Genomic DNA, 21643 nt, shown 5'->3' with positions numbered 1-21643 from the left:
TACAGGATGGGTTACGCGAAGGAGACAGGCAGATGTCCGGCCACTCTAAATGGGCTACGACGAAGCACAAGAAGGCCGTGATCGACGCCAAGCGCGGCAAGCTCTTCGCGAAGATGATCAAGAATATCGAGGTCGCGGCCCGCACCGGTGGCGCCGACCCGGGCGGCAACCCGACGCTGTTCGACGCCATTCAGAAGGCCAAGAAGAGCTCGGTCCCGAACAAGAACATCGACTCCGCGGTCAAGCGCGGCGCCGGTCTCGAGGCCGGTGGCGCCGACTACGAGACGATCATGTACGAGGGTTACGGGCCGAACGGTGTCGCGGTGCTCATCGAGTGCCTCACCGACAACCGCAACCGCGCCGCCTCGGACGTCCGCGTCGCCATGACGCGCAACGGCGGCAACATGGCCGACCCGGGCTCCGTCTCGTACCTCTTCAACCGCAAGGGCGTCGTCATCGTCCCCAAGGGCGAGCTGACCGAGGACGACGTCCTGGGTGCCGTGCTCGACGCGGGTGCCGAAGAGGTCAACGACCTGGGCGAGTCCTTCGAGGTCATCTCCGAGGCCACCGACCTGGTCGCGGTCCGCACGGCCCTCCAGGACGCCGGCGTCGACTACGACTCCGCCGAGGCCAACTTCGTCCCGACCATGCAGGTCGAGCTCGACGAAGAGGGCGCCCGGAAGATCTTCAAGCTGATCGACGCCCTGGAGGACAGCGACGACGTGCAGAACGTCTTCGCCAACTTCGACGTGAGCGACGACGTGATGGCCAAGGTCGACGCCTGAGCTGCCAAGGATTCATTTCGGCGGGCCCGCGGGACACGTCCTGCAGGCCCGCCGTCGTTGTCAGTGGCAGCGGTTAGCCTGTCGAGGACGGATGATGATCGCAGTCCATCGGACCGCAACCATCACTTGAGGAACCACGACGGCGATCAGCCACTTCCGCGAGAGCGGCGGCGGTTCAGCCGCAAAAAAAAGGGGGGTTTGGGGTGCGGGTGCTGGGCGTTGACCCGGGACTGACCCGATGCGGTGTCGGGGTGGTCGAGGGAGTCGCGGGCCGACCCCTGACCATGCGCGGCGTCGGGGTCGTACGCACTCCGGCGGACGCCGAGTTGGGCCTGCGCCTCGTCGCCATCGAGCAGGGCATCGAGCAGTGGCTCGACGAGTACGAGCCCGAAGTCGTCGCCGTGGAGCGGGTGTTCAGCCAGCACAACGTGCGGACGGTGATGGGCACGGCCCAGGCCAGCGCCGTCGCCATGCTCTGCGCCGCCCGCCGCGGCCTGACGGTCGCTCTGCACACCCCGAGCGAGGTCAAGGCCGCCGTCACCGGCAGCGGACGCGCGGACAAGGCCCAGGTGGGTGCCATGGTCACCAGGCTGCTCAGGCTCGACGCGCCGCCCAAGCCCGCCGACGCGGCGGACGCCCTCGCCCTCGCCATCTGTCACATCTGGCGCGCCCCCGCGCAGAACCGGCTCCAGCAGGCCGTCGCGCAGAACCGGCTCCAGCAAGCCGCCGCCCTGCACGCGTCGAAACCCGCATCGCACCACGCTTCGAAAGGCCGTACCGCATGATCGCCTTCGTCAGCGGCCCGGTCGCCGCCCTCGCCCCGGACTCCGCGGTCGTCGAGGTCGGCGGCATCGGCATCGCCGTCCAGTGCTCGCCCAATACGCTCTCCGGGCTCCGGATGGGACAGCAGGCCAAGCTCGCCACCTCCCTCGTCGTGCGCGAGGACTCCCTGACGCTGTACGGCTTCGCCGACGACGACGAGCGCGGAACCTTCGAGCTGCTCCAGACCGCCAGCGGTGTCGGCCCCCGTCTCGCGCAGGCCATGCTCGCCACGCACTCGCCCGACGCCCTGCGCCGCGCGATCGCCACGGGTGACGAGAAGACACTCACGGCCGTACCCGGCATCGGCAAGCGGGGAGCCCAGAAGCTCCTGCTGGAGCTCAAGGACCGGCTCGGCGAGCCCCTCGGCACGAGCACCGGCATCGGCGCCCCGGTCAGCACCGGCTGGCGCGACCAGCTGCACGCCGCGCTGATCGGCCTCGGGTACGCCACACGCGAGGCCGACGAGGCCGTCTCCGCCGTCGCCCCGCAGGCCGAGGCCGCCGAGGGCACACCCCAGGTGGGCCGCCTGCTCAAGGCCGCCCTCCAGACCCTCAACCGCGCCCGCTGAGCCAGCGGCCCCCGACCACCAGACCGCGAGGCACACATGCACGCTGTGTCTTCCCGGGGAGCGCCCCCGGAGCCCCGACCGGATGACACAGCCGGCATGCCACGGCTAGGAGAACTTCAGTGAACTGGGACCACACGACCGACGAGAGCGACGCCGAGCGGCTCGTCGGCGCGTCCGCCGACCGTGAGGACCAGGCGGTCGAGGCGGCCCTGCGCCCCAAGGACCTGGACGAGTTCATCGGCCAGGAGAAGGTCCGCGAGCAGCTCGACCTCGTCCTGCGCGCCGCCCGCGCGCGCGGCGCCACCGCCGACCACGTGCTGCTCTCCGGCGCCCCCGGCCTCGGCAAGACCACCCTCTCGATGATCATCGCCGCCGAGATGGGCGCCCCCATCCGCATCACCAGCGGCCCCGCCATCCAGCACGCCGGTGACCTGGCGGCGATCCTCTCCTCGCTCCAGGAGGGCGAGGTGCTGTTCCTCGACGAGATCCACCGCATGTCCCGGCCCGCCGAGGAGATGCTCTACATGGCGATGGAGGACTTCCGCGTCGACGTGATCGTCGGCAAGGGCCCCGGCGCCACCGCGATCCCCCTGGAGCTGCCGCCGTTCACGCTGGTCGGCGCCACCACGCGCGCGGGGCTGCTGCCGCCCCCACTGCGCGACCGCTTCGGCTTCACCGCGCACATGGAGTTCTACGAGCCCGCGGAGCTCCAGCGCGTCATCCACCGCTCCGCGCATCTCCTCGACGTGGAGATCGGCTCGGAAGGCGCCGCCGAGATCGCGGGGCGCTCCCGCGGCACGCCTCGTATCGCCAACCGTCTGCTGCGCCGCGTCCGGGACTACGCGCAGGTCAAGGCGGACGGGATCATCACGCGCGAGATCGCCGCGGCCGCGCTCAAGGTCTACGAGGTCGACGCCCGTGGTCTCGACCGGCTCGACCGCGGTGTTCTGGAGGCCCTGCTCAAGCTGTTCGGCGGCGGCCCGGTCGGTCTGTCCACGCTCGCGGTCGCGGTGGGGGAGGAGCGTGAGACCGTCGAGGAGGTCGCCGAGCCCTTCCTCGTACGGGAGGGACTGCTCGCCCGTACACCGCGCGGCCGGGTGGCGACCCCGGCCGCATGGGCCCATCTCGGTCTGACGCCGCCGCGCCAGTCCACGGGGGGAAACGGACAAGGGGACCTGTTCGGGGCGTGACGGCGTGCGCACTCGCGGGGTCAGGAACCCCGGTGCCATGCTGAGCGTTGTTCCCTGAGTGCGGACTCGCTTAGACTCCGCCGGTGCCGCCCTTGTCGACGGCATACATACCCCCATCCAGCAGGCCGCTCACATCGCGGCCGAAGAAGGAAGTTCCGTCCCGTGAGTCTCGTGACCCTCCTCCCGTTCATCGTGCTCATCGGGGCCATGTTCCTGATGACCCGGTCGGCCAAGAAGAAGCAGCAGTCGGCGGCTTCCATGCGCAATGAGATGCAGCCCGGCTCCGGCGTGCGCACGATCGGTGGTATGTACGCCACTGTCAAGGAGGTCAACGAGGACTCGGTCCTCCTTGACGCCGGCCCGGGCGTCGACCTGCTGTTTGCGAAGAACGCGATCGGTGCCGTGCTCACCGACGACGAGTACAACCGCATCGTCCACGGCATCGAGCACGACCTGGACGCGGACGGGTCGGTCGTCCCCGACGACGCCTCCTCCCTCACCGAGACCGACGAGCCCGCCGCCGACGCCTCTTCCGACGCCTCCGACGACAAGCCCCTCGACCTCGGCAAGAAGGACGTGGCCGCCGAGCCGTCCGACAAGCCCGCCGAGGCGAAGGCCGACGAGGCCGACGAAGCAGAGCCGAAGAAGACCGACGGCGAGTCCGACGCGAAGTAGTCACGCCCCGGGGACGCGGCGCGATCCGCTTGCGCTCCGCACCTCCGGGACCTGCGTTTTCGCACGGAATCCCGACACCATGTCATGGCCGCCCCCGCGCTGACCCCGCGCACGGCGGCCCGAGAGGGAGAACGAGAAGGTGGCAGCACCGAAGAAGGGCCGGAGCGCGAGCGCCCAGAGCAGGCCGGGGCGCTCGCTGGCCTTCATCCTGATCGCCATCGCGGCGCTCACGGGGGGGATGTTCCTCTCCGGGCACCCCACCCCGCGTCTCGGTATCGACCTCGCCGGCGGCACGAGCATCACGCTCACGGCGAAGAACGATCCGGGCCAGCCGAACGCGATCAACAAGACCAACATGAACACCGCGGTCGACATCATGAACCGCCGTGTCAACGGTCTCGGCGTTTCTGAGGCCGAGGTGCAGACCCAGGGATCCGACAACATCATTGTCAACATCCCCAAGGGCACGAACTCCAAGGAAGCCCGGGATCAGGTCGGCACCACCGCCAAGCTCTACTTCCGTCCGGTCCTGACCACCGAGATCTCCGGTTCGGCCGCGACGGCCAGCCCGTCGCCCAGCGCCTCGGGCAGCTCCTCCTCGAAGGCCACGGGCAAGGCCACCGACAAGGCGACCTCGTCGAGCTCCGCGAGCCCGACGTCCTCCGCCACCTCCCAGGGCCGTGCGGTCACCGACGCCCTGAAGGCCGGCTCCACGCCGTCCCCGAGCAGCTCCGCGAGCTCCTCGGCCAGCCCCTCGGCCTCCTCCAGCGCCTCGCCGTCGGCGACCAGCAGCGCGAGCGCCAGTGCCGCGGCCACCAAGCTCGAGGCCCAGTACAAGGCACTCGACTGCACGGACAAGGCGCAGCGCGCCAAGGCCGGCGAAGGCGTCAAGGACACCGACCCCACCGTGGCCTGCGGCAAGAACTCCTCGGGCCAGTGGCAGAAGTACATCCTCGGCCCCGCCGAGGTCCGGGGCACGGACATCAAGACCGCCTCGGCCGTCTTCGACACCCAGAGCGCGGCGGGCTGGAAGGTCACCATGGAGTTCACCTCCGGTGGCTCCAAGAAGTTCGCCGACATCACCGGCAAGCTCGCGAAGAACCAGTCCCCGCAGAACCAGTTCGCGATTGTCCTCGACGGTGACGTCGTCTCCGACCCGTTCGTCCAGCAGGCGCTGACCGGCGGCAGCGCGGAGATCTCCGGCAGCTTCGACCAGACCGAGGCGCAGAGCCTGGCGAACATGCTGAAGTACGGCGCGCTGCCGCTCAGCTTCAAGGAGTCGAGCGTCACCACGGTGACCGCCGCGCTCGGCGGCGAGCAGCTGCACGCCGGTCTGATCGCGGGCGCCATCGGCCTCGGCCTGGTCGTCATCTACCTGGTGGTCTACTACCGGGGCCTGTCGATCATCGCCATCCCCTCCCTGCTGGTCTCGGGTGCCCTCACCTACGTGATCATGGCGCTCCTCGGCCCCACCATCGGCTTCGCGCTGAACCTGCCTGCGGTCTGTGGTGCGATCGTCGCGATCGGCATCACAGCGGACTCGTTCATCGTGTTCTTCGAACGCATCCGGGACGAGATCCGCGAGGGCCGCTCCCTGCGCCCGGCCGTCGAGCGTGCCTGGCCGCGCGCCCGGCGCACCATCCTGGTCTCCGACTTCGTGTCGTTCCTCGCCGCCGCGGTGCTCTTCATCGTCACCGTCGGCAAGGTCCAGGGCTTCGCGTTCACGCTCGGTCTGACCACGGTGCTCGACGTGGTCGTCGTGTTCTTCTTCACCAAGCCTCTGATGACGCTCCTCGCCCGCCGGAAGTTCTACGCGAGCGGCCACAAGTGGTCCGGCCTCGACCCCAAGGCCCTGGGCGCCAAACCACCGCTGCGCCGTACGCGCCGTCCCTCCGCCCCCGTCGACCCGAAGGAGGCGTGAGATGTCGAAACTCGGCACCCTCGGCGCCCGGCTCCACCGCGGCGAGATCGGCTACGACTTCGTCGGCAAGCGCAAGATCTGGTACGGCATCTCGATCCTGATCACCATCACGGCCATCCTCGGCCTGACGGTGCGCGGCCTGAACATGGGCATCGAGTTCCAGGGCGGGGCCGTCTTCACCACCGACAAGACCAGCGTCTCGGTGGCCCAGGCCGAGACGTACGCGCAGGACTCGTCCGGCCACGACGCGGTCGTCCAGAAGCTCGGCAACGGTGGACTGCGCATCCAGGTCGCCGGCATCGACACGGACAAGTCCGACAAGATCAAGGCCGACCTCGCCAAGAACCTGCACGTCAACGCGGAGTCGATCAACGCGGACCTGGTCGGCCCCAGCTGGGGTGACCAGATCGCCAACAAGGCCTGGGAGGGCCTGGCGATCTTCATGGTCCTCGTCGTGATCTACCTGGCGATCGCGTTCGAGTGGCGCATGGCCGTGGCCGCGCTCGTGGCCCTGATCCACGACATCACGATCACGGTCGGCATCTACGCCCTGGTCGGCTTCGAGGTCACCCCGGGCACCGTGATCGGTCTGCTCACCATCCTCGGTTACTCGCTCTACGACACGGTCGTCGTCTTCGACAGCCTCAAGGAGCAGACGAAGGACATCACCAAGCAGACCCGCTACACGTACAGCGAGATCGCCGACCGCTCGATCAACGGCACCCTGGTCCGTTCGATCAACACCACGGTGGTCGCGCTGCTGCCGGTCGCCGGCCTGCTGTTCATCGGTGGCGGTGTCCTCGGCGCGGGCATGCTCAACGACATCTCGCTGTCGCTGTTCGTCGGCCTCGCGGCCGGTGCGTACTCCTCGATCTTCATCGCCACGCCGCTCGTCGCCGACCTCAAGGAGCGCGAGCCGCAGATGAAGGCCCTCAGGAAGCGCGTCCTCGCCAAGCGGGCCCAGGCCGCCGCCAAGGGCGAGCCCCTGGAGACCGAGGTCTCCGACGTGATGCTGGACGACGAGCCGGAGGACGACGGGCCCATGGTCGTCGGCCCGCGCAACCAGCCCGCGTCCCGCAACCGCGGTCGCGGCCGACCCTCGGGGAAGCGCCGATGACCGAGCTCACGGACATCACGACGCTGCTGCTCAGCCGTATACGCGACGTGGCCGACTACCCGGAGCCGGGTGTGATGTTCAAGGACATCACACCGCTCCTGGCGGACCCGGCGGCCTTCACGGTGCTCACCGACGCCCTGGCGGAGATCGCCGTGCGCGCCGAGGCCACGAAGATCGTCGGTCTGGAGGCCCGTGGCTTCATCCTCGGCGCCCCGGTCGCCGTCCGCGCCGGGATCGGCTTCATCCCCGTGCGCAAGGCGGGCAAGCTCCCCGGAGCGACCCTGTCGCAGGCGTACGACCTGGAGTACGGCTCGGCCGAGATCGAGGTGCACGCCGAAGACCTGGGCGCGGCCGACCGCGTCCTGGTCGTCGACGACGTCCTCGCCACCGGCGGCACCGCCGAGGCCTCGCTCCAGCTCATCCGCCGGGCGGGCGCCGAGGTCGCGGGCGTTGCCGTGCTGATGGAGCTCGGGTTCCTCGGCGGCCGCGGCCGTCTGGAGCCGGCTCTCGCGGGCGCTCCGCTGGAGGCGCTCCTCAAGGTCTGAGGGCCGCGTTGGCGACACCTGGGGGAAAGCCCCGGGAAAGGCCTGGGAAGGCCCTGAGACACCCGTAGGACACCGTGGAGGCGGGCCCGGAGGAATCCGGAGCCCGCCTCTCGCGTTCCTCCTGTACGAGGCCGCCCCAGCGGCCGAAAGCGAGCCCTGCGCCCAGGATCGCTACCATGGGGTTTCCGGAGCCTGACCGGGGGACCCGGAACGCGCACGAGGAGCCCTCTTGCCAGACGAGGCCCAGCCACTCACCGCCGCCAAGCCCGAGCCTGCCTCGGCCCCCGCGGCGACGCCCGCCAAGAACGCCACGAGCGGGCCGGTCGAGCACGCCCAGTCGGCGCCCGACGGCAAGGCGGCAGAGCAGCCACGCCCCAAACCGGCCCTTTCCGAGCGCCCCGCCAAGACTCCGGCGGTCCGTTCCGCGGCCGCCCCGTCCGGCCGCCCCAGTTCCTCCTCCAACCGCGTCCGCGCCCGCCTGGCCCGGCTCGGCGTGCAGCGCTCGAACCCGTACAACCCGGTCCTGGAGCCGCTGCTGCGGATAGTGCGCAGCAACGACCCGAAGATCGAGACGTCGACGCTGCGGCAGATCGAGAAGGCCTACCAGGTCGCCGAGCGCTGGCACCGCGGTCAGAAGCGCAAGAGCGGCGACCCGTACATCACGCACCCGCTCGCCGTCACGACCATCCTCGCCGAACTGGGCATGGACCCCGCCACGCTGATGGCCGGTCTCCTGCACGACACCGTCGAGGACACCGAGTACGGCCTGGACACGCTCAAGCGCGACTTCGGCGACCAGGTCGCCCTGCTCGTCGACGGCGTCACCAAGCTCGACAAGGTCAAGTTCGGTGAGGCCGCGCAGGCCGAGACCGTCCGCAAGATGGTCGTCGCCATGGCCAAGGACCCCCGCGTCCTGGTCATCAAGCTCGCCGACCGCCTGCACAACATGCGCACCATGCGCTACCTCAAGCGCGAGAAGCAGGAGAAGAAGGCGCGCGAGACCCTGGAGATCTACGCGCCGCTCGCCCACCGCCTGGGCATGAACACCATCAAGTGGGAGCTGGAGGACCTCGCGTTCGCGATCCTCTACCCCAAGATGTACGACGAGATCGTGCGCCTGGTCGCCGAGCGCGCGCCCAAGCGCGACGAATATCTCGCCATAGTGACCGACGAGGTCCAGGCCGACCTGCGCGCCGCCCGCATCAAGGCGACGGTCACCGGCCGCCCGAAGCACTATTACTCCGTCTACCAGAAGATGATCGTGCGAGGCCGTGACTTCGCGGAGATCTACGACCTGGTGGGCATCCGCGTCCTCGTGGACACCGTCCGCGACTGCTACGCGGCCCTCGGCACCGTGCACGCGCGATGGAACCCGGTCCCCGGCCGGTTCAAGGACTACATCGCGATGCCCAAGTTCAACATGTACCAGTCGCTGCACACGACGGTCATCGGGCCCAACGGCAAGCCGGTCGAACTCCAGATCCGCACGTTCGACATGCACCGCCGTGCCGAGTACGGCATCGCCGCGCACTGGAAGTACAAGCAGGAGACCGTCGCCGGTTCTTCCAAGATCCGTACGGACGTCCCCCGGGCGGCCAAGGGCAGCGCGGGGCAGGACACCGTCAACGACATGGCGTGGCTGCGCCAGTTGCTCGACTGGCAGAAGGAGACCGAGGACCCGAGCGAGTTCCTGGAGTCCCTGCGCTTCGACCTGTCCCGCAACGAGGTCTTCGTCTTCACGCCCAAGGGCGACGTCATAGCGCTCCCGGCCGGCGCGACACCGGTGGACTTCGCGTACGCGGTCCACACGGAGGTCGGCCACCGGACGATAGGCGCACGGGTCAACGGACGCCTCGTTCCGCTCGAATCCACCCTGGACAACGGCGACTTGGTGGAGGTCTTCACCTCCAAGGCGGCCGGTGCGGGACCCTCCCGCGACTGGCTGGGCTTCGTGAAGTCCCCGCGCGCCCGCAACAAGATCCGCGCCTGGTTCTCCAAGGAGCGCCGCGACGAGGCCATCGAGCAGGGCAAGGACGCGATCGCCCGGGCGATGCGCAAGCAGAACCTGCCGATCCAGCGCATCCTCACCGGCGACTCCCTGGTCACCCTCGCGCACGAGATGCGCTACCCCGACATCTCCTCGCTGTACGCGGCGATCGGCGAGGGCCATGTCACCGCGCAGAGCGTCGTGCAGAAGCTGGTGCAGGCCCTCGGCGGCGAGGAGGCGGCCACCGAGGAGATCGACGAGAGCGTTCCGCCCGCGCACGGGCGTGGCCGCAAGCGCCGCTCCAACGCCGACCCGGGTGTCGTCGTCAAGGGCGTCGACGACGTGTGGGTCAAGCTCGCCCGCTGTTGTACGCCCGTCCCCGGCGACCCGATCATCGGCTTCGTGACCCGCGGCAGCGGCGTGTCGGTGCACCGCAGCGACTGCGTCAACGTCGACTCGCTCTCCCGCGAGCCGGAGCGCATCCTCGAGGTCGAGTGGGCGCCCACCCAGTCCTCGGTCTTCCTGGTGGCCATCCAGGTCGAGGCCCTGGACCGCTCCCGGCTCCTGTCGGACGTCACCCGCGTCCTGTCCGACCAGCACGTCAACATCCTGTCCGCGGCCGTCCAGACCTCCCGCGACCGCGTCGCCACCTCCCGCTTCACCTTCGAGATGGGCGACCCCAAGCACCTGGGGCACGTCCTGAAGGCGGTCAGGGGCGTGGAGGGCGTGTACGACGTGTACCGGGTGACCTCGGCGCGCAGGCCCTCCGACGGGTCCTGACGTCCGAGGCCCGGCCGCCGTCGACAGGCAGCCGTCGCCGACGGGCCACTACGTAGAGGGGCTCCCGTACGCACCGTACGGGAGCCCCTCTACGTAGTGGCGGGAAAACCCAGCCGCCTCGGCAGCCTCAGCCGCCGAACTCCTGGAGACCCTTCAACGCCTGGTCCAGCAGCGCCTGACGGCCCTCGAGCTCCTTCTGGAGCTTGTCGGCCCGCGAAGCGTTGCCCGCGGCGCGCGCCGTCTCGATCTGGCCCTGGAGCTTGTCCACGGCGGCCTGCAGCTGACCGGTCAGACCCTCGGCACGCGCGCGTGCCTCCGGGTTGGTCCGGCGCCACTCGGTCTCCTCGGACTCCTGCAGAGCCCGCTCCACCGCGTGCATCCGGCCCTCGACCTTCGGGCGGGCGTCGCGGGGCACGTGGCCGATGGCCTCCCAGCGCTCGTTGATGGAACGGAAGGCGGCGCGGGCGGCCTTCAGGTCCTGCACCGGGACGAGCTTCTCGGCCTCCTCGGCCAGCTCCTCCTTGAGCTTCAGGTTCTCCGACTGCTCGGCGTCCCGCTCGGCGAAGACCGAGCTGCGCGCCGCGAAGAACACGTCCTGGGCGCCGCGGAAGCGGTTCCACAGGTCGTCCTCGTGCTCACGCTGCGCGCGGCCCGCGGCCTTCCAGTCCGCCATCAGCTCGCGGTAACGCGCCGCCGTCGGACCCCAGTCCGTGGAAGCGGACAGCGACTCGGCCTCCGCGACCAGCTTCTCCTTGAGCTTGCGGGCGTCCTCGCGCTGCGCGTCCAGCGAGGCGAAGTGCGCCTTGCGGCGCTTGGAGAACGCCGAGCGCGCGTGCGAGAAGCGGTGCCACAGCTCGTCGTCCGACTTGCGGTCGAGTCGCGGCAGCCCCTTCCAGGTGTCCACCAGGGAGCGCAGCCGCTCACCGGCCGCCCGCCACTGGTCGCTCTGCGCCAGCTCCTCCGCCTCGACGACCAGCGCCTCCTTGGCGTGCCGCGCCTCGTCGGACTGCTTCGCACGCTGGACCTTGCGCTCCTCACGGCGCGCGTCGACCGTCTCGACGAGCTTGTCCAGCCGCTTCTTCAGCGCCTCCAGATCGCCGACCGCGTGGTGGGCGACCACCTGTTCGCGAATATGGTCGATCGCGATCTGGGCATCCTTCGCCGACAGGTCGGTGGTTTTCACTCGTCGCTCGAGGAGGCCGATCTCGACAACCAGGCCTTCGTACTTGCGCTCGAAGTAGGCCAGCGCCTCATCAGGAGAGCCGGCCTGCCAGGAACCGACGACCTGCTCGCCGTCGGCCGTACGCACGTACACGGTCCCCGTCTCGTCGACGCGGCCCCACGGGTCGCTGCTCACAGCGCCTCCTCCACATGATGCCTGCGAGGGGCTTCAGCGCCCCTGGGCATCGTCCACAGTTTCGTCACGGCCAACATAGGCGACCAGCCCGGCGGCTGTCCGCATCCAGCGCGACCGAAATTTCGCAGTTGACGGTCAGGATTTCGTCACGGTCAGCTTGTTGATCACGACCGTCGCGTTGGGCGCCCCGTCGCCCTGGCCTGTGCTCTCTCCGGCCGCGGCGATCTTTTTGAGAACCGTGAGGCCGGACTTGGAAATAGTTCCGAACGGTGTGTAGCTGGCCGGTAGCTGACTGTCCTGGTACACCAGGAAGAACTGGCTGCCACCGGTGTGCTTCTGGCCCGTGTTGGCCATCGCGATCGTGCCCGCCGGGTAGATGCCGCCCTTGAGGCTGGTGTCCTTCAGGTTCTCGTCCGGGATCGTGTACCCGGGACCGCCGCTGCCGGTGCCCTTCGGGTCACCGCACTGCAGCACGTAGATGCCGTTCGTGGTGAGCCGGTGGCACTTGGTGTGGTCGAAGAACCCCTTGCCCGCGAGGAAGTCGAACGAGTTCACCGTGTGCGGGGCCGCGGCCGTTTTCAGCGCGACGTCTATGTCGCCGCAGGTCGTCGCCAGCTTCATCGTGTAGCCCGCCGACTTGTCGATGGCCATCGCCGGCTCCGTCTTCCAGCTCAGCGACTTCACCGCGCCTTCGGCGGGCTTGGCGCACGGGTCCGGCGCCTTGCTGGTCGGGGAGGCGCTCGGCGTGACCTCCGCGCCCGCGTTGGCCTTCTTGTCGTCGTTCTTGAAGAGCCCGGTCGCGTACGACACCACACCGCCGACGACGACCACGCCGAGGACCGACGCGACCACCGTATTGCGCATGTGTGACTTGCGCCGCGCGGCCGTACGCCGCTGCTGCTGCCGCAAGAACTTCTCCCGGGCGAGCTGACGCCGCCGCTGTTCCTGGGTGACCACCGGGTTATCTCCTCATGCGTCTCGTACGTCAGGTGGGACGCGTGCGTCTTGTGAGCCGACCGCCTGCGTGTGCCCCGTACCGTATATGGGTTAGCTGAGGAATCGGCAGCGCCGGTAGGCTCTGATCCACAGCCACCCACCCCGTACGGCATCACGCGTACGCCACCACGAAGGACGATCGTGCTCATTGCCGGGTTCCCCGCCGGGGCCTGGGGCACCAACTGTTACCTGGTCGCCCCCGCCGCCGGTGAGGAGTGCGTGATCATCGACCCGGGCCACCAGGCCGCCCAGGGAGTCGAGGACGCACTCAAGAAGCATCGGCTCAAGCCCGTCGCCGTCGTCCTCACCCACGGCCACATCGACCATGTGGCCTCGGTCGTGCCCGTCTGCGGCGCCCACGACGTACCGGCCTGGATCCACCCCGACGACCGGTACATGATGAGCGACCCGGAGCGGGCGCTCGGCCGGTCCATCGGCATGCCGCTGATGGGCGAGCTGACCGTGGGGGAGCCGGACGACGTGCGGACGCTCACCGACGGCACGCGGCTGGAGCTGGCCGGTCTTGAGCTGTCCGTCGCGCACGCGCCCGGCCATACGAAGGGGTCGGTGACCTTCCAGATGCCCGAAGCCCGTGACGGAACGGACATTCCGTCGGTCTTCTTCTCGGGCGATCTGCTCTTCGCCGGCTCCATCGGACGCACCGACCTGCCCGGTGGTGACATGGACGAGATGCTCGGCTCGCTGGCCCGTGTGTGCCTGCCGCTCGACGACTCGACCGTGGTGCTGTCCGGCCACGGCCCCCAGACGACCATCGGCCAGGAGCGCGCCACCAACCCGTATCTGCGGCAGGTGGCGGCGGACCGCCAAGGGCGCGGCGCCGAACCCGCTCCCCGACGAGGAATGTGACGAGAGACTTTCGTGAGCACCTTCAAGGCCCCCAAGGGCACGTACGACCTGATCCCGCCGGAGAGCGCCAAGTACCTCGCCGTGCGCGAGGCGATCGCCGCGCCGCTGCGCAACTCCGGCTACGGCTACATCGAGACGCCCGGCTTCGAGAACGTCGAGCTCTTCGCGCGCGGTGTCGGTGAGTCCACCGACATCGTGACCAAGGAGATGTACGCCTTCGAGACCAAGGGCGGCGACCAGCTCGCCCTGCGCCCCGAGGGCACGGCCTCCGTACTGCGCGCCGCGCTGGAGGCCAACCTGCACAAGGCCGGCAACCTCCCCGTCAAGCTCTGGTACTCGGGCTCCTACTACCGCTACGAGCGTCCCCAGAAGGGCCGTTACCGCCACTTCTCGCAGGTCGGCGCCGAGGCGATCGGTGCGGAGGATCCGGCGCTCGACGCCGAGCTGATCATCCTGGCTGACCAGGCGTACCGGTCCCTTGGGCTGCGGGACTTCCGCATCCTGCTGAACTCGCTGGGCGACCAGGAGTGCCGTCCGGTGTACCGGGCCGCCCTGCAGGACTTCCTGCGCGGCCTCGACCTGGACGAGGACACGCTGCGCCGCGCCGAGATCAACCCCCTCCGGGTCCTCGACGACAAGCGCGACGACGTGCAGAAGCAGCTGGTGGGCGCGCCGTTGCTCCGTGACTACCTCTGCGACGCGTGCAAGGCGTACCACGAGGAGGTGCGCGAGCTGATCACGGAGGCAGGGGTCGCCTTCGAGGACGACCCGAAGCTGGTGCGCGGCCTGGACTACTACACGCGGACCACCTTCGAGTTCATCCACGACGGTCTGGGCTCCCAGTCCGCGGTGGGCGGCGGCGGGCGCTACGACGGGCTGTCGGAGATGATCGGCGGCCCCGCACTGCCTTCGGTGGGCTGGGCGCTCGGTGTCGACCGCACGGTGCTCGCCCTGGAGGCGGAGGGTGTCTCGCTCGAACTCCCCGCGGCCACGAGCGTGTTCGCCGTTCCGCTCGGTGAGGAGGCCCGTCGGGTGCTCTTCGCCAAGACGACCGAGCTGCGCAAGCTCGGTATCGCCGCCGACTTCTCCTACGGGTCCAAGGGGCTCAAGGGGGCGATGAAGAACGCGAACCGGTCGGGGGCGCGGTACACGATCGTCGCCGGTGAGCGGGATCTCGCCGAGGGCGTGGTGCAGCTCAAGGACATGGAGTCCGGTGAGCAGGTGGCGGTCGGGGTGAACGAGATCGTGGCGGAGCTCGAGACGCGCCTGGGCTGAGGGTCGTCGACCGCGGGCGGCGAGGGCCGGGCGCGCCCACGCGGCGGAGCCGCGGATGTCACAGCCCCCCCGCCCCCGAAATCCTGGGGGCGGGGGTCAGTCCAGGAGGCCGAAGCGCATCGCGCTCGTCACCGCCGCGGTTCGGTCATCCACCCCCAGTTTGGTGAAGGCCCGCAGCAGATGGGTCTTCACGGTGGACTCGCCGATGAACAGGCGGCGCCCGATCTCGGCGTTCGTGCAGCCCTCCGCCACCAGCCGCAGCACCGCCGTCTCACGTTCGGACAACCTCGGCCGCTCCGGCTTCGTGCGGAGCTGGTCGACGAGCCGGGCGGCGACGGACGGGGCCAGCACGGTCTCGCCGCGCGCGGCGGAGCGGACGGCGTCGGCGAGTTCGGCGCGAGGGAGGTCCTTGAGGAGATAGCCCGCGGCTCCTGCCTCGACCGCCCGCAGAATGTCCCGGTCCGTCTCGTACGTGGTCAGCACGATGACCCGGCAGCCCAACCCCGCCTCGGTCATCCGCACGATCGAGTCGACACCCCCGCCCCCCGGCATCCGCAGGTCCATCAGGACGATGTCCGGCCGGAGTTCGGCCGCCAGCGCCTCCGCCTGCGGCCCGCTCGACGCGTCGGCGATCACATCGAGGTCGGGCTCGGCACTGAGCATCGCGCGCAGCCCTTCCCGTACGACGGGATGGTCGTCGGCCAGGACGATGCGGATCACGGGTCACTCCTTGGAACGGGCAGACAGACGGTGATGGTCGTGCCCTCGCCGGGCGCGCTGCGCACCCGGGCCCTGCCGCCCACTTCCGCGGCGCGGGCGCGCAACCCGGTCAGACCGTAACCGCCGACCGGCGCGGCGGGGTCGAAGCCGGGGCCGTCGTCCCGTACGGAGAGCGTCAGCGAATCGTGGGCGTACGTCAGGGCGACCGCGATCGTCGACGAACTCCCCGCGTGCTTACGGGCGTTGGCAAGCGCCTCCTGGCAGGAACGCAGGACCACGACCTCGGGCCCGGCGGGCAGCGCGCGCACGGGGCCGCAGACGTCGACCGTCGCCTCGTGGCGCGCGGCCAGCCGGCGCAGCGCGTCGGGCAGCGAGGCCCCGTCGAGGTCGGCGGGCGCGCCCCCGGCGACCAGGGCCCGCGCCTCGGCGAGGTTCTGCCGGGCCGTCTCCGCCATCAGGGACAGGTGGCGGCGGGCCTGCGGCACGTCGTGGTCGAGTTCGGCCTCGACCGCCTGCACCAGCATCAGCAGGCTCGTGAAGCCCTGCGCGAGCGTGTCGTGGATCTCCCGGGAGAGCCGTTCCCGCTCGGCCAGCGCGCCGTGCGCCGACGAGAGCCGGGAGAGCTCGTGGCGACTGGCGTCCAGTTCGGCGATCAGCTCGGCCCGTTCCTGACTCTGCTCGATGATGCGGGTGGTCCAGTTGCCGAAAGCCGCCGAGAAGACGAGGGTGACCACGCCGAACAGCGAGTTGAAGAAGACGTCCTGGCCGCTCGGCCACCACAGCAGCGCCCAACCCGCCACCGGCGCGATGTTGATGACCGTCACGGCCACCAGTGCCCAGCGCAGCCGCAGCGCCATGAAGCACTGGGGGACGAGCGCGAAGGCCATCAGCCGGGTCTCACCGACGAGGATCCCCGACGGCAGGAACAGCACGATCGCCCCCGCGAGATAGCCGAGGGCCCGGCGTTCGTCGGGCGGGTCGCCGCCGAGGACGGGCCGCCCCACCATCACGTACCAGGGAATCAGCGCCACCAGCAGCGCCGCCGAGACGAGACGCAGGGGCCACCCCGGATGCCCCGTGCCGAGCACGAACACCAGGGTGGCCACGCACACGAGAGCGAAATACGAGTCCCAGAGCCGGAAGGAGCGGTCCCAGGTGTACGAGCTCTTCGCGCCGCCGGGTCCGGCGATCCGTTCGGTCATCCGTCGCGGCGGTTCTTCCAGCGGAAGGTCAGCAGACACAGCAGCAATCCTCCGACGCACCAGGCCCCCAGCACCAGGGCGATCCGCCCGAACTCCCAGCCGCCCGCCTGCTCCAGGACCTTCGCCGACTCGGGCAGGAACACCCCGCGCAGCCCCTGGCACATCCACTTCAGCGGGAACAGGGCGCCGATGTTCAGCATCCAGTCGGGAATCGTGTCGATGGCGATGTAGACCCCGGAGATGAACTGCAGCACGAGGAAGGGGAGCACGACGACGGACGTGGCACTCTTGCCGGTCTTCGGCACCGAGCTGATCGCGATGCCGAGCAGGGCGCAGGCCGTCAGGCCCAGGACGAAGATCCAGGCGAAGTCGGCCCACTTGGCGGGATCCGAGGGCAGCTTCACGTCGTACAGCGACGTGCCGACGACGAGCAGGATCGCCGTCTCCAGGAGGCCGGTGACCAGGACCAGCCAGATCTTGCCCAGGAAGTACGCGGCCGGCGGCATCGGAGTGCCACGCAGCCGCCGCAGCACCTTCTCGTCCCGCTCGATGGCGATGGAGATGCCGAGGGACTGGAAGCTGGTGGACATGATGCCCGCGGCCATCATCGCGGGGACGTACAACTGGGAGGCGGTGATGCCCGCGCCCCGCACGTCGTCGCTGAAGATCGACGCGAAGAGGAACAGGAAGACGACGGGGAAGGCGAAGGTGAACACCACCTGGTCGCGCTGACGGAAGAACTGCTTGATCTCCAGGGCGCCCCGCCGCAGGCCGAGGCCCCAGGCTCCGGGCAGCCGCACGGAGGAGGCCTCGCCGCGTACGCGTACGGTCGTCAGGGTCATCGCGCGTTCTCCTGTCCGGTCAGGCGGAGGTAGACGTCCTCCAGGGTCGGGCGGGTCACGCTCAGCCCGGGTATCTCGCCGTCGAAGCGGCGGGTGAGCTCCGCGACCGTGCGCGTGGGGGTGTCCGTGCGCTCGCTGCGCGTCGTGCCGTCGGCCTCCGTCCACTCGACGGTCGCCTCGGTGCCGAAGCGTTCGCGGAGCGCGGCGGGTTCGCCTTCCGCGACGACGCGGCCCCGCGCGACGACCGCGAGCCGGTGCGCCAGCGCTTCCGCCTCCTCCAGGTAGTGCGTGGTGAGCAGGATGGTCGTGCCCTCGTCGGCCAGTTTGCGGATCAGGTCCCAGAACTGGCGGCGGGCGGCCGGGTCGAAACCGGTCGTCGGTTCGTCCAGGAGCAGCAGCTCGGGGCCTCCGATCACCCCGAGCGCCACGTCCAGACGCCTGCGCTGGCCGCCCGAGAGCGTCTTGATGCGGCTGCCCGCCTTCGCCTCCAGACCGACGAGCCCGATGACCTCCCGCGGGTCGCGGGGCCGCGGGTAGTAGCGGGCGAAGTGCCGTACGGTCTCGTCGACCGTCAACTCCGCGGGTGCCGATTCGTCCTGCCAGACGATGCCGACCCGAGAGCGCCACGCGCGTGTGCCCGTCGCCGGGTCCGCGCCGAGCACGGACACCTCGCCCGCGTCCCGCCCGCGGTTGCCTTGGAGGATCTCCACCGTGGTGCTCTTGCCCGCGCCATTGGGTCCGAGCAGGCCGAACACCTCGCCGCGGCGGATGCCGAGATCGATGCCGTCGACGGCGGTCACGTCCCCGTACTGCTTGCGCAGCCCCCGTACGTCCACCGCGAGTTCGTTCGCGTGTGTTGTCATGCCGACGAGCCTGCCGCCGGAACGAACGCTTCGGGACGACCGTGCGTACCTCCTTATGTCCATCGAACGGTGGACACACATGTGGGTGCGGCACAATGTCGGTTGCCCGCAGGCCCTTCGAGACTACGGAAACGGCGTGATGAGCAAGACGACAGTCAAGGACGTCTCCATCGACCAGGAACGCTCCGACGGTCCCCGGACGGTCGGCGGCAGCCGTGCGTTCGCCGTGCTGCTGGTGATCACCGGTGCGGCCGGTCTGCTCGCCGCGTGGGTCATCACGATCGACAAGTTCAAGCTGCTGGAGAACCCGAACTTCGTGCCGGGATGCAGCCTGAACCCGGTCGTCTCCTGCGGCAACATCATGAAGAGCAAGCAGGCCGCGGCCTTCGGGTTCCCCAACCCGATGCTCGGTCTCGTCGCGTACGGCATCGTGATCTGCGTCGGGATGAGCCTGCTCGCGCGGGCCACCTACCCGCGCTGGTACTGGCTGACCTTCAACGCCGGCACCCTCTTCGGCGTCGGATTCTGCACCTGGCTGCAGTTCCAGTCGCTGTACCGGATCAACTCGCTGTGCCTGTGGTGCTCGCTGGCCTGGGTCGCCACGATCATCATGTTCTGGTACGTGACCTCGTCGAACGTCCGCAACGACTTCCTGCCCGCCCCGCGCTGGCTGAAGAGTTTCTTCGGTGAGTTCACCTGGGTCCTGCCCGTCGTGCACATCGGGATCATCGGGATGCTGATCCTGACCCGCTGGTGGGACTTCTGGACCAGCTGACAGCCCCGCGGGGATTGTCAGTGGCGTGACATAGGGTTTTGGACGTGGAGCCCGACCTGTTCACCGCCGCAGCAGAAGAACGCCAGGAGAAGGACCCGTCCAGCAGCCCCCTGGCCGTACGGATGCGCCCGCGTACCCTCGACGAGGTCGTGGGCCAGCAGCATCTGCTGAAGCCGGGCTCACCTCTGCGCAGACTCGTCGGCGAGGGGAACGGCGGGCCGGCCGGACCCTCCTCGGTGATCCTCTGGGGCCCGCCCGGCACCGGCAAGACGACCCTCGCGTACGTCGTCTCCAAGGCCACCAACAAGCGCTTCGTGGAGCTCTCCGCGATCACCGCGGGCGTCAAGGAAGTCCGCGCGGTCATCGACGGCGCCCGCCGCGCCACCGGCGGCTTCGGCAAGGAGACCGTCCTCTTCCTGGACGAGATCCACCGCTTCAGCAAGGCCCAGCAGGACTCCCTGCTCCCGGCCGTCGAGAACCGCTGGGTGACGCTGATCGCCGCCACGACCGAGAACCCGTACTTCTCGGTGATCTCCCCGCTCCTGTCCCGCTCCCTCCTGCTCACCCTCGAACCGCTCACCGACGACGACCTGCGCGGCCTGCTGCGCCGGGCGCTCACCGACGAGCGCGGCCTCAAGGAGGCCGTCACCCTCCCCGAGGACACCGAGCGGCACCTGCTGCGCATCGCCGGGGGAGACGCCCGGCGCGCCCTGACCGCCCTGGAGGCCGCCGCCGGCGCGGCGCTCGACAAGGGCGAGCCGGAGATCACCCTCCAGACCCTGGAGGAGACCGTCGACCGCGCCGCCGTGACGTACGACCGCGACGGCGACCAGCACTACGACGTGGCGAGCGCCCTCATCAAGTCCATCCGCGGCTCCGACGTGGACGCCGCACTGCACTACCTGGCCCGGATGATCGAGGCGGGCGAGGACCCCCGCTTCATCGCCCGCCGTCTGATGATCTCCGCCAGCGAGGACATCGGCCTCGCCGACCCGAACGCGCTGCCGATAGCCGTGGCCGCCGCCCAGGCCGTCGCCATGATCGGCTTTCCCGAGGCCGCGCTGACCCTCAGCCACGCCACCATCGCCCTCGCCCTGGCCCCGAAGTCCAACGCCGCGACCATGGCCATCGGCGCCGCGATGGAGGACGTACGCAAGGGGCACGCGGGCCCGGTGCCGATGCATCTGCGCGACGGGCACTACAAGGGCGCGGCCAAGCTCGGGCACGCCCAGGGGTATGTGTATCCGCACGACCTGCCCGAGGGCATCGCCGCCCAGCAGTACGCCCCGGAAGAGCTCAAGGACCGGGAGTACTACACCCCGACCCGGCACGGCGCCGAGGCGCGCTACGCGGACGCGGTGGAGTGGACCAGGAAGCACCTCGGTAGAGGGCGGTCCTGAGCACCCTGTAACATGACGCGAAGCGCTGCGTCCCGTGTCCGGCTCCGGTCGGCACCACCAGAACGGGACATCCAGCCGGAGCCCCTGCCGTCACGGAGGGATTCCAGGAGCGTCGCGCACCGTCGAAGGTGTCGCGGGCAGCCCACCACCACCCGGTCTCCGGGGACGGTCGGTGGGCCACTCGCGTGCTGCACGTATGTGCCCAGACCCAGGAGCGGCTGCCCAGCAGGTCCCCCGAGGACCCGCGGGGTTTCCCGGGCTGCGGATTGCGACCTCCCTTAACTCTGGTGAGCCGAAATCACGGAAAGAGAAAAAGTGGCGAATCAGTCCCGCCCCAAGGTCAAGAAGTCGCGTGCCCTCGGCATCGCGCTGACCCCGAAGGCCGTCAAGTACTTCGAGGCCCGCCCCTACCCGCCGGGCGAGCACGGCCGCGGCCGCAAGCAGAACTCGGACTACAAGGTCCGTCTGCTCGAGAAGCAGCGTCTGCGCGCGCAGTACGACGTGTCCGAGCGTCAGCTCGTCCGCGCCTACGAGCGTGCCTCCAAGGTCCAGGGCAAGACCGGTGAGGCCCTGATCATCGAGCTCGAGCGCCGTCTCGACGCGCTGGTCCTGCGTTCGGGCATCGCCCGCACGATCTACCAGGCCCGCCAGATGGTCGTTCACGGCCACATCGAGGTCAACGGCCAGAAGGTCGACAAGCCGTCCTTCCGCGTCCGTCCCGACGATGTCGTGATGGTCCGCGAGCGCAGCCGCAGCAAGACGCTGTTCGAGGTCTCCCGCGCCGGTGGCTTCGCCCCCGACGGCGAGACCCCGCGCTACCTCCAGGTGAACCTCCCGGCCCTGGCGTTCCGCCTGGACCGCGAGCCGAACCGCAAGGAGATCCCGGTGATCTGCGACGAGCAGCTCGTCGTCGAGTACTACGCCCGCTGATCGTCTTCCAGCGGACGTAGCACCAC

Annotated in this window: 20 protein-coding genes; 14 read left to right on the top strand and 6 right to left on the bottom strand. The window is 69.7% G+C overall.

What is annotated here, in order from left to right; translation table 11 throughout:
* Positions 1–32 precede the first annotated feature (32 nt).
* The 9 genes from ACZ69M_RS19050 to ACZ69M_RS19010 all read left to right on the top strand — a co-directional run bounded on the left by ACZ69M_RS19050 (position 33) and on the right by ACZ69M_RS19010 (position 10390).
* On the top strand, positions 33–785 hold the full coding sequence (locus tag ACZ69M_RS19050; RefSeq protein WP_054233944.1) for a YebC/PmpR family DNA-binding transcriptional regulator: 753 nt from the start codon (positions 33–35) through the stop codon (positions 783–785).
* A 203-nt stretch (positions 786–988) separates the two neighbouring features.
* Positions 989–1570 (top strand): crossover junction endodeoxyribonuclease RuvC, encoded by a 582-nt coding sequence (gene ruvC / locus ACZ69M_RS19045; RefSeq protein WP_060902372.1) that lies wholly within the window; start codon positions 989–991, stop codon positions 1568–1570.
* Complete coding sequence (gene ruvA, locus ACZ69M_RS19040) at positions 1567–2175, top strand: Holliday junction branch migration protein RuvA (protein ID WP_470051209.1); 609 nt, start codon at positions 1567–1569, stop codon at positions 2173–2175. The genes ruvC and ruvA overlap by 4 nt, the downstream gene beginning before the upstream one ends.
* A 119-nt stretch (positions 2176–2294) precedes the next feature.
* Complete coding sequence (gene ruvB, locus ACZ69M_RS19035; protein WP_351308621.1) at positions 2295–3365, top strand: Holliday junction branch migration DNA helicase RuvB; 1071 nt, start codon at positions 2295–2297, stop codon at positions 3363–3365.
* Between the two features lie 162 nt (positions 3366–3527).
* Entirely contained in the window at positions 3528–4040 is a 513-nt protein-coding gene (gene yajC, locus ACZ69M_RS19030; protein WP_470051207.1) for a preprotein translocase subunit YajC, read from the top strand.
* Positions 4041–4179: 139 nt separating this feature from the next.
* A complete protein-coding gene (gene secD / locus ACZ69M_RS19025) occupies positions 4180–5961 on the top strand; it encodes a protein translocase subunit SecD (protein WP_470051205.1) in 1782 nt (593 codons plus the stop codon).
* Between the two features lies 1 nt (position 5962).
* Positions 5963–7078, top strand: coding sequence for a protein translocase subunit SecF (gene secF / locus ACZ69M_RS19020; RefSeq protein ID WP_470051203.1), 1116 nt, complete (start codon positions 5963–5965; stop codon positions 7076–7078).
* Entirely contained in the window at positions 7075–7623 is a 549-nt protein-coding gene (locus ACZ69M_RS19015; RefSeq protein WP_470051201.1) for an adenine phosphoribosyltransferase, read from the top strand. Before secF ends, ACZ69M_RS19015 begins: the two co-directional genes overlap by 4 nt.
* Positions 7624–7852: 229 nt before the next feature.
* On the top strand, positions 7853–10390 hold the full coding sequence (locus ACZ69M_RS19010; protein WP_470051199.1) for a RelA/SpoT family protein: 2538 nt from the start codon (positions 7853–7855) through the stop codon (positions 10388–10390).
* A gap of 127 nt (positions 10391–10517) precedes the next feature.
* Here ACZ69M_RS19010 and ACZ69M_RS19005 read toward each other — a convergent pair whose 3' ends face one another.
* A complete protein-coding gene (locus ACZ69M_RS19005) occupies positions 10518–11747 on the bottom strand; it encodes a DUF349 domain-containing protein (RefSeq protein ID WP_470051197.1) in 1230 nt (409 codons plus the stop codon).
* Positions 11748–11882: 135 nt separating this feature from the next.
* Positions 11883–12704, bottom strand: coding sequence for a peptidylprolyl isomerase (locus ACZ69M_RS19000; RefSeq protein WP_352047910.1), 822 nt, complete (start codon positions 12702–12704; stop codon positions 11883–11885).
* 180 nt (positions 12705–12884) lie between these two features.
* On the opposite strand from ACZ69M_RS19000, the gene ACZ69M_RS18995 reads away from it, so the two are divergent.
* Positions 12885–13610: an MBL fold metallo-hydrolase gene (locus tag ACZ69M_RS18995; protein ID WP_352047909.1), complete on the top strand. Its 726-nt coding sequence runs from the start codon at positions 12885–12887 to the stop codon at positions 13608–13610.
* Between the two features lie 12 nt (positions 13611–13622).
* Positions 13623–14885: a histidine--tRNA ligase gene (gene hisS / locus ACZ69M_RS18990; protein WP_470051194.1), complete on the top strand. Its 1263-nt coding sequence runs from the start codon at positions 13623–13625 to the stop codon at positions 14883–14885.
* Between the two features lie 96 nt (positions 14886–14981).
* Here hisS and ACZ69M_RS18985 read toward each other — a convergent pair whose 3' ends face one another.
* Genes ACZ69M_RS18985 through ACZ69M_RS18970 form a run of 4 tightly spaced genes read right to left on the bottom strand, consistent with a single transcriptional unit; the run spans position 14982 to position 18512 of the window.
* A complete protein-coding gene (locus ACZ69M_RS18985; protein ID WP_266416313.1) occupies positions 14982–15605 on the bottom strand; it encodes a response regulator in 624 nt (207 codons plus the stop codon).
* The gene (locus ACZ69M_RS18980) at positions 15602–16807 is read right to left on the bottom strand and encodes a sensor histidine kinase (protein ID WP_470051192.1); all 1206 of its coding nucleotides are present in this window, start codon (positions 16805–16807) and stop codon (positions 15602–15604) included. The genes ACZ69M_RS18985 and ACZ69M_RS18980 overlap by 4 nt, the downstream gene beginning before the upstream one ends.
* Entirely contained in the window at positions 16804–17649 is an 846-nt protein-coding gene (locus tag ACZ69M_RS18975; RefSeq protein WP_403694869.1) for an ABC transporter permease, read from the bottom strand. The genes ACZ69M_RS18980 and ACZ69M_RS18975 overlap by 4 nt, the downstream gene beginning before the upstream one ends.
* On the bottom strand, positions 17646–18512 hold the full coding sequence (locus ACZ69M_RS18970; protein ID WP_470051190.1) for an ABC transporter ATP-binding protein: 867 nt from the start codon (positions 18510–18512) through the stop codon (positions 17646–17648). The genes ACZ69M_RS18975 and ACZ69M_RS18970 overlap by 4 nt, the downstream gene beginning before the upstream one ends.
* A gap of 139 nt (positions 18513–18651) precedes the next feature.
* Here ACZ69M_RS18970 and ACZ69M_RS18965 point away from each other — a divergent pair, with 139 nt between their 5' ends.
* The 3 genes from ACZ69M_RS18965 to rpsD all read left to right on the top strand — a co-directional run bounded on the left by ACZ69M_RS18965 (position 18652) and on the right by rpsD (position 21617).
* Positions 18652–19287, top strand: coding sequence for a vitamin K epoxide reductase family protein (locus ACZ69M_RS18965; RefSeq protein ID WP_470051188.1), 636 nt, complete (start codon positions 18652–18654; stop codon positions 19285–19287).
* Positions 19288–19331: 44 nt separating this feature from the next.
* Complete coding sequence (locus ACZ69M_RS18960) at positions 19332–20687, top strand: replication-associated recombination protein A (protein WP_054233988.1); 1356 nt, start codon at positions 19332–19334, stop codon at positions 20685–20687.
* Positions 20688–21002: 315 nt separating this feature from the next.
* The gene (gene rpsD / locus ACZ69M_RS18955; protein WP_054233962.1) at positions 21003–21617 is read left to right on the top strand and encodes a 30S ribosomal protein S4; all 615 of its coding nucleotides are present in this window, start codon (positions 21003–21005) and stop codon (positions 21615–21617) included.
* Positions 21618–21643: the final 26 nt, after the last annotated feature.

The sequence above is a fragment of the Streptomyces sp. NPDC107454 genome, assembly GCF_055582885.1.
Note: the sequence above shows the minus strand (reverse complement) of the source record. Positions and strands in the feature narration are given on the sequence as shown.